Source organism: Kineococcus arenarius subsp. arenarius (assembly GCF_050871845.1).
GTDB lineage: Bacteria > Actinomycetota > Actinomycetes > Actinomycetales > Kineococcaceae > Kineococcus.
In genome coordinates this window covers 1-11,852 of sequence record NZ_JBJLSE010000112.1, presented here as the reverse complement: position 1 = coordinate 11,852, position 11,852 = coordinate 1, and the positions used below count along the sequence as shown (strand labels likewise).

General features: G+C 77.3%; 14 protein-coding genes and 1 pseudogene. 10 read left to right on the top strand and 5 right to left on the bottom strand.

Annotated elements, in window-relative coordinates:
- Positions 1-54: 54 nt before the first annotated feature.
- Positions 55-1,089, bottom strand: coding sequence for a coenzyme F420-0:L-glutamate ligase (gene cofE, locus ACRYM0_RS18415; RefSeq protein WP_432507294.1), 1,035 nt, complete (start codon positions 1,087-1,089; stop codon positions 55-57).
- A complete protein-coding gene (gene cofD / locus ACRYM0_RS18410; protein WP_432507295.1) occupies positions 1,086-2,105 on the bottom strand; it encodes a 2-phospho-L-lactate transferase in 1,020 nt (339 codons plus the stop codon). The genes cofE and cofD overlap by 4 nt, the downstream gene beginning before the upstream one ends.
- Positions 2,106-2,566: 461 nt before the next feature.
- Here cofD and ACRYM0_RS18405 point away from each other — a divergent pair, with 461 nt between their 5' ends.
- Positions 2,567-2,806 (top strand): WhiB family transcriptional regulator, encoded by a 240-nt coding sequence (locus tag ACRYM0_RS18405; protein ID WP_432482215.1) that lies wholly within the window; start codon positions 2,567-2,569, stop codon positions 2,804-2,806.
- Between the two features lie 34 nt (positions 2,807-2,840).
- Here the strand turns inward: ACRYM0_RS18405 and ACRYM0_RS18400 are convergent, their stop codons facing one another.
- The gene (locus tag ACRYM0_RS18400; RefSeq protein WP_432507293.1) at positions 2,841-3,278 is read right to left on the bottom strand and encodes a metallopeptidase family protein; all 438 of its coding nucleotides are present in this window, start codon (positions 3,276-3,278) and stop codon (positions 2,841-2,843) included.
- Positions 3,279-3,454: 176 nt separating this feature from the next.
- Here ACRYM0_RS18400 and ACRYM0_RS18395 point away from each other — a divergent pair, with 176 nt between their 5' ends.
- The 8 genes from ACRYM0_RS18395 to ACRYM0_RS18360 all read left to right on the top strand — a co-directional run bounded on the left by ACRYM0_RS18395 (position 3,455) and on the right by ACRYM0_RS18360 (position 10,042).
- Entirely contained in the window at positions 3,455-3,799 is a 345-nt protein-coding gene (locus ACRYM0_RS18395) for a DUF3499 domain-containing protein (protein ID WP_432507292.1), read from the top strand.
- Positions 3,800-3,888: 89 nt separating this feature from the next.
- Complete coding sequence (locus ACRYM0_RS18390) at positions 3,889-4,152, top strand: hypothetical protein (RefSeq protein ID WP_432507291.1); 264 nt, start codon at positions 3,889-3,891, stop codon at positions 4,150-4,152.
- 77 nt (positions 4,153-4,229) lie between these two features.
- The gene (locus ACRYM0_RS18385; RefSeq protein ID WP_432507290.1) at positions 4,230-5,690 is read left to right on the top strand and encodes a phosphomannomutase/phosphoglucomutase; all 1,461 of its coding nucleotides are present in this window, start codon (positions 4,230-4,232) and stop codon (positions 5,688-5,690) included.
- Positions 5,687-5,923 carry a Trm112 family protein gene (locus tag ACRYM0_RS18380; protein WP_432507289.1) on the top strand — a complete coding sequence of 79 codons (237 nt, stop codon included), beginning with the start codon at positions 5,687-5,689 and terminating at the stop codon, positions 5,921-5,923. Before ACRYM0_RS18385 ends, ACRYM0_RS18380 begins: the two co-directional genes overlap by 4 nt.
- On the top strand, positions 5,920-7,077 hold the full coding sequence (locus tag ACRYM0_RS18375) for an SIS domain-containing protein (protein WP_432507288.1): 1,158 nt from the start codon (positions 5,920-5,922) through the stop codon (positions 7,075-7,077). The genes ACRYM0_RS18380 and ACRYM0_RS18375 overlap by 4 nt, the downstream gene beginning before the upstream one ends.
- 149 nt (positions 7,078-7,226) lie before the next feature.
- Positions 7,227-8,690, top strand: a complete 1,464-nt coding sequence (ahcY, locus tag ACRYM0_RS18370; RefSeq protein WP_432507287.1) for an adenosylhomocysteinase — start codon at positions 7,227-7,229, stop codon at positions 8,688-8,690.
- A gap of 116 nt (positions 8,691-8,806) precedes the next feature.
- Complete coding sequence (locus tag ACRYM0_RS18365; protein ID WP_432507286.1) at positions 8,807-9,511, top strand: GAF and ANTAR domain-containing protein; 705 nt, start codon at positions 8,807-8,809, stop codon at positions 9,509-9,511.
- Between the two features lie 99 nt (positions 9,512-9,610).
- Positions 9,611-10,042: a VOC family protein gene (locus ACRYM0_RS18360; protein WP_432507285.1), complete on the top strand. Its 432-nt coding sequence runs from the start codon at positions 9,611-9,613 to the stop codon at positions 10,040-10,042.
- Here ACRYM0_RS18360 and ACRYM0_RS18355 read toward each other — a convergent pair.
- Positions 10,023-10,703: a helix-turn-helix domain-containing protein gene (locus tag ACRYM0_RS18355; RefSeq protein WP_432507284.1), complete on the bottom strand. Its 681-nt coding sequence runs from the start codon at positions 10,701-10,703 to the stop codon at positions 10,023-10,025. The genes ACRYM0_RS18360 and ACRYM0_RS18355 overlap by 20 nt on opposite strands.
- A 76-nt stretch (positions 10,704-10,779) precedes the next feature.
- Here ACRYM0_RS18355 and ACRYM0_RS18350 point away from each other — a divergent pair, with 76 nt between their 5' ends.
- Complete coding sequence (locus tag ACRYM0_RS18350) at positions 10,780-11,484, top strand: hypothetical protein (RefSeq protein ID WP_432507283.1); 705 nt, start codon at positions 10,780-10,782, stop codon at positions 11,482-11,484.
- Positions 11,485-11,501: 17 nt separating this feature from the next.
- Here the strand turns inward: ACRYM0_RS18350 and ACRYM0_RS18345 are convergent.
- Positions 11,502-11,852 (bottom strand): annotated as a pseudogene (locus ACRYM0_RS18345) (hypothetical protein); the annotation flags it as partial.

Genomic DNA, 11,852 nt, shown 5'->3' with positions numbered 1-11,852 from the left:
CGGGGGCGGAAACCATGGTTTCCGCCCCCGGGAGGGAGAGGGGGTGGGTGGGGGTCAGGAGGGCAGGGGCACCGCCCGCACCAGGGCCTCGCGCTCGCCGTCGCGCTGCACCGCGCCGCGCAGGTCCTCGGTCCACAGCGCCGCCAGCACCCGCTGCGCGAGCGCCCCCAGCTCGAAGGCGTCCTCCGCGGACAGCCGCAGCACCGGCCCGGCGCCGTCGTCCTTGACGAGGCACCGCCCCGGCCCGCCGGCGGTGGCGACCTCCGCGACCCGGTCCAGGCGCTGCGCGAGCGTGCCGGGCACCACGGGCGGGGCGTCGACGGCCGCGGCGCCGAGGGCGGCGCGCACGGCCTCCACGTGGCCCAGCCGGAACCAGTCCGAGGCGGCCGGGCGCAGCAGCGAGCGCGCCCCGGGCCCGTCGTCGGCGCCGACCCGCGCGCCCAGCCCCCGGATCAGCGCGGCCGGCACGCCGTCCGTCTTGCCCTTGACGAGGTCGGCGGCGGCGGCCACCTCGTCGGCGATGGCGCGGGCGGTCACGCTCATCGGGCGCCCGGAGGCGTCCAGCTCGCCGCGCAGGTCGTCCAGCACGTCGAGCCCCGCCACGCCGAGGGCGAAGTCGGTCTGCCCCTCGCGCCAGGCCCGCCCGGCGGTGTCGGTGACGACCACCCCGACGTCCGCGCCCGTCAGCTCCCGCAGGGCGGCGCGCAGCGCCCGGGCCTCGGCGTCGGCGTCGGCCGGCAGCAGCAGCACGGTGCCGTCGGCGACGTTGGAGGCGTCGACGCCGGCGGCGGCCATCACCGGCCCGGCGGCGGACTGCACGACGGTGGCCAGGCCGGTGGGGGTGCGGCGCGCGGCGACGGTGCGCACCGACTGCGCGGCGACGACGGCCTCGCGCTGCGCCAGCGGCGCGGTCAGGCCGCGGGCCTTGGAGACGACCTTGCTGGACACGGCGAGGACGTCGCCGTCCACGACGGAGGCGCGCTGGGCGTGCAGCGCGTCGACGAGGACGCGGGCGAGGTCGTCGCCCGCGACCACCTCGCCGACCCCGGTGATCCCGACGACCTGCAGGCTGGTGGTGGAGCGCGTCACGCGGCGTGCACCTCCCCGGCGAGCTCGTCCGCCAGGTCCAGGGCGGCCCCGGCGAGGGCGGCGGTGGCGGCCGGGTCGCTCATCAGCAGCGGGCGCCGCCGCACGGCCAGCGGGCGCGGCCCGGGCGCGGGGGCCTCGTCGCCCTCGGCGAGGAGCCAGCCGTCCAGGAAGTCGGCGTACAGGCCGGCCACGGCGGCGGCGGTGGTGGGCACGCCGATCGCCGACAGGCAGGCGTCGGCCATGCCGCGCACCGGGGCGCCGCCGATGACGGGGGAGACGCCCACGACCGGTGCGGCCGTGGCGACCAGCGCCTCGCGGATCCCCGGCACCGCCAGGATCGAGCCGATGGAGACCACGGGGTTGCTGGGGGGCAGCACGACGGCGTCGGCGTCGGCGAGGGCCTGCAGGACCCCCGGGGCGGGGCGGGCGGCGGCGGCGCCCACCGGTTCGATGCGCAGCGCGGGCACGGCCGCGTGCAGGCGCACCCACCACTCCTGGAAGTGCACGCGCCGCTCGCCGGCCTCGCCGTCGTGGGCGGCGCGCTCGGCCTCGGGCACGGGCGCCAGGTCGACGTGGGTCTCCACGACGTCGTCGGTCATCGGCAGCAGCCGCGCCCCGGGCCGCCAGCGCCGGCACAGCTCGTCGGTGGCCTGCGAGAGCGTGCGGCCCTGCGCGAGCGCCTGCGTGCGCACCAGGTGGGTGGCGATGTCCTTGTCGCCCAGGGTGAACCAGGTGGGCGTGCGCCCGTAGCGGGCGAGCTCGTCGGCCACGCCGGAGGTCTCGTGGTCGCGGCCCCAGCCGCGCTCCTCGTCGATGCCGCCGCCCAGGGTGTACATCACGGAGTCCAGGTCGGGGCTGATCCGCAGCCCGTGCAGGGTGACGTCGTCGGCGGTGTTGACGACGACGGTGACCTCCGCGTCGCGCCGGGCCGGGTCCGCGCTGGATCGCAGCGCGGCCAGCAGGCCGCGCAGGAACCGCGCTCCGCCCACGCCGCCGGCCAGGGCCGCGATGCGCAGGGGGGCGGTGCCGGGGGGGCGCGCGGAGGTGCGGTCGGGTGTGGTGGGGCTCACCGGCCCATTGTCGCCGCCCCGCCCCGCGGCGGTCGCGAGCGGGCACCCCTCACGGGTGCACCGGTACGGCCGGACGGGTGAGGGAGGGGCCCGATCGGTGGTGCTGCCGTGACGGGTGTGACGTGGGGGGCGCAGGTGATACCACGGCGGGCTTGACTAGTGCGGACGACACGCGTGTAATTCCACCAGTGGTGGTCTTCCGTGACCGTCGCGTCACCGGTAGTGACAGACCGAGGCTGTGGGGGCTCCCAGTGGAGATCGAAGTCCAGCACCACGACGAGGACGGCGGCGTCCGCCGTCCCGAGCACCCGGGCCTGCCCGGCGGGCGTCCCGAGCTGCGGCTCGTGGCCCCCCTGCGCGAGGAGGTGCCCCAGGCCCCCTCGGTCCTCGGCGCCCCGCCCACCGGGCTGTCCGGCCTGACGCCCGAGGACCCGGGCTGGCAGGAGCTCGCCCTGTGCGCGCAGACCGACCCCGAGGCGTTCTTCCCCGAGAAGGGCGGCTCCACCCGCGAGGCCAAGCGCGTGTGCCAGTCCTGCGAGGTGCGCCAGGAGTGCCTGGAGTACGCCCTGGGCAACGACGAGCGCTTCGGCATCTGGGGCGGGCTCTCCGAGCGGGAGCGCCGCCGGCTCAAGCGCCGCACCGGCTGAGGCCGCCGCGGCGCCCGCCGCCGTGGCGGGGCGTTCACTCGCCGCCGTAGCGGGGGTCGACCTCCTCGGGGTCCATGTCCAGCAGGTGCGCCACCTGCTCCACGACGACGTCGGCCACGAGGTCCTCGAGGTCCTCGCCGCCGGCCCGCGTCTCCAGCGGCCGCCGGTACAGCACCACGCGCGCCGGCCCGGAACCGTCCGCGGGGAACAGCCGGCCCAGCGGCACGACCTCGTCCTCCCACGGGGCGGGGTCGGAGGGCGGGACGTCCTCGACCGCGAACTCCACGCCGGCCAGCTGCTCGGCCCAGCGCCGCTCCAGCAGCTCCACCGCGTCCAGCACCAGGTCGTCGAAGCGCTCGGCGCGGGTGCGGGCCGCCGGCAGCACGGCGGGCAGCAGCGGACCCCGCAGGCCGCGGCCGTGGCGGTCGCGCCGCACGCGGCGGCGCCGGCGGTGCGCCCTGGGCGTGCTCACCGGCGCAACGTACCAAGCCCGTCCCGGTGCGTCGTCGCGCGCCGCGCCCGTCGCGACACGGCGCGCTCCGCCCCGCCGGAGCCCCCCGGGGGAGCGGGATCAGCGGTAGCGTTCGGCGGGTGAACGCTCCCCGCACGAGTCCCGCCGGAGGCGGTGGTGGTCGTCACGGTGCAGCGGTGCGGCGGTGCTCGCGGACGGCGTGCGGCCGGACCGCGGTCGCGACCCTGACCTACGTCTACTCCGACTCCACGGCCGTCCTGGGCCCCCTCGCGGCCTACGCCGAACCGCACTGCTACGACCTCTGCGCCGAGCACGCCGAGCGCCTCACCGCCCCGCGCGGCTGGGAGGTCGTGCGGCTGGCGCCGGAACTGGTGGAGGCCGCCAGCAGGCACGACGACCTGCTCGCGGTCGCCGAGGCCGTCCGCGACCGGCCCGGCGCCCGGGGCCCCGGCGTCGACCCCGACGCCCCGGCCGTGCGGCGCGTGCACCTGCGCGTGCTGCGCGAGGACCACCTGCCCTGAGCCCGCCCGTCCCCCGGACGGGGGCTCAAGGCGCGGCGAGGACCTGCCGATGGACGGGTGTCGCCCCGAGTCCAGCCCCGGAGGTCCCCGTGCCCGTCGGTCCCAGCAGCACCCGCCGCTCCCGCGCTGCCCGTCCCGCCCCGCCGCTGGGGTCGCTGACCCAGGCGGGGCACCGCGAGGGCACCGCCTGCGGCACCTGCGGCAGCGAGCGCGTCACGCAGCTGTCGATGTCGCTCACGGACGGCACGCCCGTCCGCTTCATCTCCTGCCACGTCTGCGAGGAGCGCACCTGGCTGTCCTCGGGCGGTCCGCTGAGCGTGGACTCCGTGCTGGAGCGCACCCGCAAGCAGTGAGGGCCCGGCGCCCGCCGCCCACCCGGCGGGCGTCCGCGACCCCACTGGCCGACGACGGACGCTTGTAGGCTCCCCGCGTGAGCGCCTCCCTGTCGTCCGTCGTCAAGGCCTACGACGTCCGGGGGGTCGTGCCCGACCAGCTCGACGCCGCGGTCGTGCGGGCCCTGGGCGCCGCCTTCGCCGAGGTGGTGGTGCTGCCGGAGGCCGCGCGGGGCCCGGCCCCCCGCGCGGTCGTCGGCCACGACATGCGCCCCTCGTCCCCGGAGCTGTCGGCGGCGTTCGCCGAGGGGGTCGCCTCGCGCGGCGTGGACGTCGTGCTCATCGGGCTGTGCTCCACCGACGGGCTGTACTTCGCCAGCGGTTCCCTGGACGTGCCCGGCGCGATGTTCACCGCCAGCCACAACCCCGCGCAGTACAACGGCATCAAGCTGTGCCGGGCTGGCGCGCGCCCCGTGGGCCAGGACACCGGCCTGGCCGCCGTGCGCGACCTGGCACAGACCTGGCTGGACGCCGGCGAGGTCTCCGCCGGGGCCGCCGCGCCCGGCTCGGTGACCGAGCAGGACCTCCTCGCCGGGTACGCCGAGCACCTGCGCTCCCTGGTGGACCTGTCCGGCGCCCGGCCGCTGAAGGTCGTGGTGGACGCCGGCAACGGCATGGCCGGGCACACCGTGCCCGCCGTGCTCGGCGACGCGGCCGGGCTGCCGGCGCTGCCCCTGGACGTGCAGCCGCTCTACTTCGAGCTGGACGGCACCTTCCCCAACCACGAGGCGAACCCGCTGGAGCCGGCGAACCTGCGCGACCTGCAGGCCGCCGTCCCGCGCGCCGGCGCCGACCTCGGGCTGGCCTTCGACGGCGACGCCGACCGCTGCTTCGTCGTCGACGAGAACGGCGACCCGGTCAGCCCCAGCGCGGTGACCGCGCTGGTCGCCCGCCGCGAGATCGCCAAGGAGCGCGCCGCCGGCCGCGAGCCCCGGGTGATCCACAACCTCATCACCTCCCGGGCCGTGCCCGAGATCGTCGCCGAGGACGGCGGCGTGCCGGTGCGGACCCGGGTGGGCCACTCCTTCATCAAGCAGCGCATGGCCGAGGAGGGCGCCGTCTTCGGCGGCGAGCACTCCGCCCACTACTACTTCCGCGAGTTCTGGTCCGCCGACACCGGCATGCTCGCCGCGATGCACGTGCTCGCCGCGCTCGCCGAGAGCGACGTGCCGCTGTCGAAGCTGGCCGCCGAGTACGAGCGCTACGTCTCCAGCGGGGAGGTCAACTCCACCGTGGACGACGCCGCGGCCGTCACCGAGCGGGTCCTGGCGGCGGAGCGCGACCTCGCCGCCGCGCAGGGCCGCGAGCTGGAGGTGGACCACCTGGACGGGTTGACCGTCACCTCCCCGGGCACCGGCGGGCAGCCGATGTGGTGGTTCAACCTGCGCGCCTCCAACACCGAGCCGCTGCTGCGGCTGAACGCCGAGGGCGCCGACCGCGAGACGATGGCCGCCGTGCGCGACCGCGTCCTCGCCGTGGTGCGCGGGGGTGCGCGGTGAGCGCCGCCGGGGAGGCACCCGCGGGCCTGCGGCTGGAGCCGTGGGTGCTGGAGCTGCTGCGCTGCCCGCTGACCCGCGAGCCGCTGGAACCGCGGGAGGTGGACGGGGAGCTGTTCCTCACCACCGCCGACGGCATCCGCTACCCCGTCACCGACGGCGTGCCCGTCCTGCTGGCCGACGAGGCCCTCGACGTGCCCGAGCACGTGCGCGCCCGGTGGGAGGAGCAGCGGTGAACGCCCTGGACGAGACCCTGCTCGGCGACGGCGACGCCCTCACCGCCGCCGACCCCTCCGGCGTGCTGCGCTCCCTGGCCGGTGCCGGGGCGCAGGTGCGCGAGGCCGTGGAGCTGTCCGCCGGGGCCGGCACGGGCCGGCTCGCCGAGGACGGCCGCCCCCGGGCGGTCGTCGTGGCCGCCCTCGGCGGCGCCTCCGTCGTCGCGGACGTGCTGACCTCCCTGGCCGGGCGCAGCTGCCCCGTGCCGCTGGTGGCCCGCCGCGGCGGGCCGCTGCCCAGCTGGGTCGGCCCGCTGGACCTGGTGGTGGCGGTGTCCATGTCCGGGCGCGCCCCCGGGCCGCTGGCCCTGGCGACCGAGGCCGTGCGCCGGGGTGCGCGCGTGGTCGCGGTCGCCGCGGACGGCTCGCCCCTGGCGGCGCTCGGGGCCCGCCCGGGCAACGTCCACGTCCCCCCGGCGCGGGGCGTGCGCGCCGCGGAGGCCGGGACCCGCTCCTCGCGCGTGTCCCTGTGGTCGCTGCTGACGCCGGTCCTCCTGGCCGCCCACGCGCTGGACCTCGTGCGCACCCCGGCGCCGGTGCTGGCCGCGGTCGCCGACCGCCTCGACGCCGAGGCGGAGGCCTGCCGGCCGTGGTCGGAGGTCTTCGTCAACCCCGCCAAGGCCCTGGCGGTGGAGCTGTCCGGCGCCGTGCCCGTCGTCCTGGCCGACGGCGACCTCATGGCCGCGGCGGCCCGCCGCACCGCCTCCGTGCTGGCGCGCACCGCGCGGGTCCCCGCCGTCGCCGGGGCGCTGCCGGACGACGCCAGCGAGGTCGTCGCCACCTTCGGCGGCCCCTTCGCCGCCCGGCCCGAGGACGTCTTCGCCGACCCGTTCCTGGACGGCCCGACCGGTCCGCGGCTGCAGCTGACCCTGCTGCGCGACGCCCCGGCCGCCGTGCCCGACGCCGAGCGCGTGGTCGCCGACGCGGTGGCCCGGACCGCCGAGGACGCCGGGGTCCGCGTCAGCGAGGTCGTCGCCGAGCCGGGCGAGCCGCTGGTGCGCCTGGCGCAGGTGATCGCCCGCACCGACTTCGCCGCCGCGTACCTCGCGCTCGCCAGCGGCACGGACCCCGCCACGTCCCCCCAGGTGGCGGACCTGCGCCAGCGCCTGGGGTGAGCGCGCCGCCCCGCGCGCCACGGCGCACCGCGACCGGTGTCGGGACCGGCGCGTACCCTGGGAGGACTCCGGCGTCCGGTGATGCCGAGTGGTCCAGAGGGGCCGCGCCGGGAGTCCACGCCACCGATCCCCCGGAGGGGTAGTCCCGCATGACGTTCGAGTTCGAGGTCCGCGACCTCTCCCTCGCCGAGGCCGGCCGCCACGAGCTGCGCCTGGCCGAGCACGAGATGCCCGGCCTGATGGCCCTGCGCGCCGAGTTCGCCGAGTCGCAGCCGCTGGCCGGCGCCCGCATCGCCGGCTCCCTGCACATGACCGTGCAGACCGCCGTGCTCATCGAGACCCTCGTGGCCCTGGGCGCGCAGGTCCGCTGGGCCAGCTGCAACATCTTCTCCACCCAGGACCAGGCCGCCGCCGCGGTCGTCGTCGGCGACGGCACCCCCGAGGCGCCCGCCGGCTCGCCGGTGTTCGCCTGGAAGGGCGAGACCCTCGAGGAGTACTGGCGCCTGGCCGAGCGCATCTTCGACTGGGGCACCGACGCCGACGGGCACCGCGTCGGCCCGAACATGATCCTCGACGACGGCGGCGACGCCACGATGCTCGTCCTGGAGGGCAAGCGCTTCGAGGCCGCCGGCGCCGTGCCCGAGCCCACCGAGGACGACTCCGAGGAGTACCGCGTCGTCCTGGAGCTGCTGCGGAAGTCCCTCGCCGAGGACCCGCAGCGCTGGACCCGCGTGGCCGAGGGCATCCAGGGCGTCAGCGAAGAGACGACCACCGGCGTGCACCGCCTGGCGGAGTACCACCGCAACGGCGTGCTGCCGTTCCCGGCGATCAACGTCAACGACGCCGTGACGAAGTCGAAGTTCGACAACAAGTACGGCACCCGCCACTCGCTGATCGACGGCATCAACCGCGCCACCGACGTCCTCATCGGCGGCAAGGTCGCGGTCGTGTGCGGTTACGGCGACGTCGGCAAGGGCTGCGCGGAGTCGCTGCGCGGCCAGGGCGCGCGCGTCATCGTCACCGAGATCGACCCCATCAACGCGCTGCAGGCCGCGATGGACGGCTACCAGGTCGCCCGCCTGGACGACGTCGTCGAGACCGCCGACCTCGTCATCACCGCGACCGGCAACCGCGACGTCGTCATGGCCGCGGACATCGTCCGCATGAAGCACCAGGCGATCCTGGGCAACATCGGCCACTTCGACAACGAGATCGACATGGCCGGCCTGGCCCGCGTGCCGGGCGTGGAGAAGGTCGAGATCAAGCCGCAGGTGCACGAGTGGCGCATCCCCGCCGCCGACGGCCGCGGCGCGCACAGCGTCATCGTGCTGTCCGAGGGCCGGCTGCTGAACCTGGGCAACGCCACCGGCCACCCCAGCTTCGTGATGTCGAACTCCTTCACCAACCAGGTGCTCGCGCAGATCGAGCTGTTCAGCAGGCACGACTCCTACCCGGTCGGCGTGCACGTGCTGCCCAAGCTGCTCGACGAGAAGGTGGCCCGCCTGCACCTCGACGCCCTCGGCGTGAAGCTGACGGAGCTGACGAAGACGCAGGCCGACTACCTCGGCGTGGACGTCGCCGGCCCCTACAAGACCGACGAGTACCGCTACTGAGCGGTCCCGCACCGGCGAACGCCCGGCAGCCCCGCGCGGGCTGCCGGGCGTTCGCCGTCACCGGCGGTGGCCACGGTGCGATGCTGGGGGCCGACCCACCCGAGCGAGGAGTCCCGATGACCGACCTGAGCGAGCTGCACGCAGCGCTCGCCGGTGTGCTGATCGCCGAGCGCACCCTCGACGACGTGCTGGGCGAGGTCGTCGGGCTGGCCCGCAAGGCGCTGCGCGGCGCCGAGTCGGTCTCCTCCACGCTGCTGCGCGGCGAGCGGGCCTTCACCGTCGCCCACGACGGGCAGATGGCCCTGGACGCCGACGAGATGCAGTACGAGCGCGGCTACGGCCCCTGCATGGACGCCGGCCGCGCCGGGCAGGTCTTCGTCATCGAGGACACGAGCACCGAGGAGCGCTGGCCGGACTACGCCCGCGCCGCCGCCGCCGCGGGCATCGGCAGCTCGCTGTCGCTGCCGCTGCCGGTGCAGGGCCGCAGCATCGGGGCGCTGAACTGCTACTCCTCGCACCCCCGCGCCTTCGGCGAGGAGGACGTCGTGATCGGCCAGGAGGTCGCCGCGTTCGTCGCGATCGCCGTCGCCAACGCCGACGCCCACGCCCGCTCCACCGAGGACGCCGAGAACATGCGCCGCGCGATGGCCTCCCGCGCCGTCATCGAGCAGGCCAAGGGGGTCCTCGTCGAGCGGCACCGGATCACCCCGGAGCAGGCGTTCACCCTGCTGACGCACTCCTCCCAGAACACCAACGTCAAGCTGCGCGAGGTGGCCGAGGAACTGGTGACCACCGGCGTGCTGCGCGGCGCTGCGGGCTGAGCCGCGCCCGCGACGCGCGCGGGGCCCGGCCCGCGGGTCCCGCGGGGGTGTCCGATCCGTCCACGACGGCCCCACCCGGCGGCTGCCACCGTGGTGCTCGTGGACACCGGACCCGCTGACACCCGACCCCTTCCCCGCCTGGACCTGATCGGCCTCGTCGTCGCCGACGTGGCCACCTCCCTGGCCTTCTACCGGCGCCTCGGCCTGGACCTGCCGACCGGGGCCGACGACCTGCCCCACGTCGAGACGACCCTGCCGGGCGGGCTGCGCCTGGCCTGGGACCGCGAGGACGTCGTGCGATCCTTCGACCCCGGCTGGACGCGCCCCACCGGCGGGCACCGCACCGCCCTGGCCTTCGACTGCGGCACCCCCACGGGCGTCGACGCGGTGTTCGCGGACCTCGTCGCGGCGGGGGCCGCAGCGCACCTGCCGCCGTGGGACGCCGCCTGGGGGCAGCGCTACGCCGTCGTGCTGGACCCCGACGGCGGCGCGGTGGACCTGTTCGCCCCGCTCACCGGTGCAGCCGGCTGAGCGTCGTGCCGGTCAGCGCCCGCACCTCCCGCGCCAGGTGCTGCTGGTCGGCGTAGCCGGTCTCAGCCGCCACGAGCGCCGCCGGCCGCCCCGCCCGCGCGGCGGCCAGCGCCCGCTGCAGGCGCAGCACGCGCGCGAGCGTCTTCGGCCCGTACCCGAAGGCCGTCAGGCTGGTGCGGTGCAGGCGGCGCTCGCCGACCCCCAGCTCACCGGCGACCCGGGCGACGGGCAGGCCCCGCGCGAGCAGCCGGGCGGCGTGCCGCACCAGCGGGTCCGGCGCCGGCGCGCGGCGCACCAGGTGGGCGGTGAGCGCGTCCAGGGCGGTGGCGGGGTCGACGGCGGCGCCGACGCGCTCGGTGAGCTCCCGCACCCGCGCGGCACCCCAGACGTCGGCCAGCGGCACCCGCCGGTCGCGCAGCTGCACCGCCGGCACCCCCAGCACCGCCGGAGCCAGCCCGGGCGGCAGCCGCACCCCGGCCCACGGCCCGCCGCCCGCGCCCGGGTGCGCGCGGGTGTCCGGGCCCGCCACGACCAGCTCGCGCCCGGACCACAGCAGGTCCACGCACCCGTCGGGCAGGACCAGGCCGGGGGCGTCGCCGGGCACCGGCCGGTGCGTCCACCGCACCGCCCCCGGCACCGCGGACGCGCGCTCCTCGTACACCCCGCCCAGTGTGCTGGACGAGCGCGCGCGGGCGCGGCGGTGCAGCCTGGAGCCCCCCTACCGAGGAGGACGCACCGTGGGTCTCCTGGACCGCCTGCTGGGCCGCCGTCCGAAGCGCGAGCAGTGGGCGCCGCCCGCACCGCACCCCGCACCGCACCCCGCGCGGGGCGGGGTGGCGGGAGCCGCTGCGGACCCCGACGAGGCGGCGATCGCCCGCTACCGGTACCTGCTGCGCACCGCACCGCCGGACCAGGTCGAGCAGGCCCACGCCGAGGCCTTCGCGAAGCTGACGCCCGAGCAGCGCCGGCAGGTCCTGGAGCAGCTGGCCGCGGCGGTGCCCGCCTCGGAGCTGCGCGGTGACGACGCCACCTCCCTGGCCCGCACGGCCACGCGCGCGGAGGTGCGCCGACCGGGCACCCTCGTGCAGGTCTTCAACAGCGGTCCCGGCTACGGCGGGGGCTACGGCCGCGGGTTCGGCGGCAGTGGGTTCGGCGGCGGCATGGGCATGGGCTTGGGCGGCAGCCTGCTCGCCGGGGTCGCCGGCGCGTTCGTCGGCACCGCCATCGCCGACGCCCTCATCCCCGACGACTTCGGCAACGAGCACGTCGGCGACGACCAGGCCTACGAGGCGGGCGAACAGGCCGGCTACGACGAGGGGTACGACGACGGCTCCGGCGCCGCCGACGGCGGGTACGACGAGGGCGGCGGTGGTGACTACGGCGGCGGGTTCGACGACGGCGGTGACTTCGGCGGTGACTTCGGCGGTGACGTGGACCTCTGAGGGGTCCCGCCGGGTGGTCAGCGCCGCACGACCGAGCGCTCCAGCTCGGAGGTGCGCCGCGCCCGGCGCTGCAGGCGGGCCAGCTCGCGGTCGCGGCGCTCGACCAGGACGGCCGTGATGAACCGCTCCGGGTCGGTACCCGCCGGCGGCGGTGGCGCGACGTGCGCCAGCAGCGCGCTCGCCAACGACGTGCCCAGCGCGGTGCGCGAGGAGGGGTGCAGGGACCGCGCGCGCGCCAGGAACTGCCGGGCGGCCAGCGCCGTCCCGTCGGGGGGGGGGGGGGGGGGGGGGGGGCCGGGCCCCCCCCCCCCCCCCCCGCCGCCCGCCCCCGCCCGCCCGGGGCGCGGGCGCGCGGGGCGGGCGGGGGG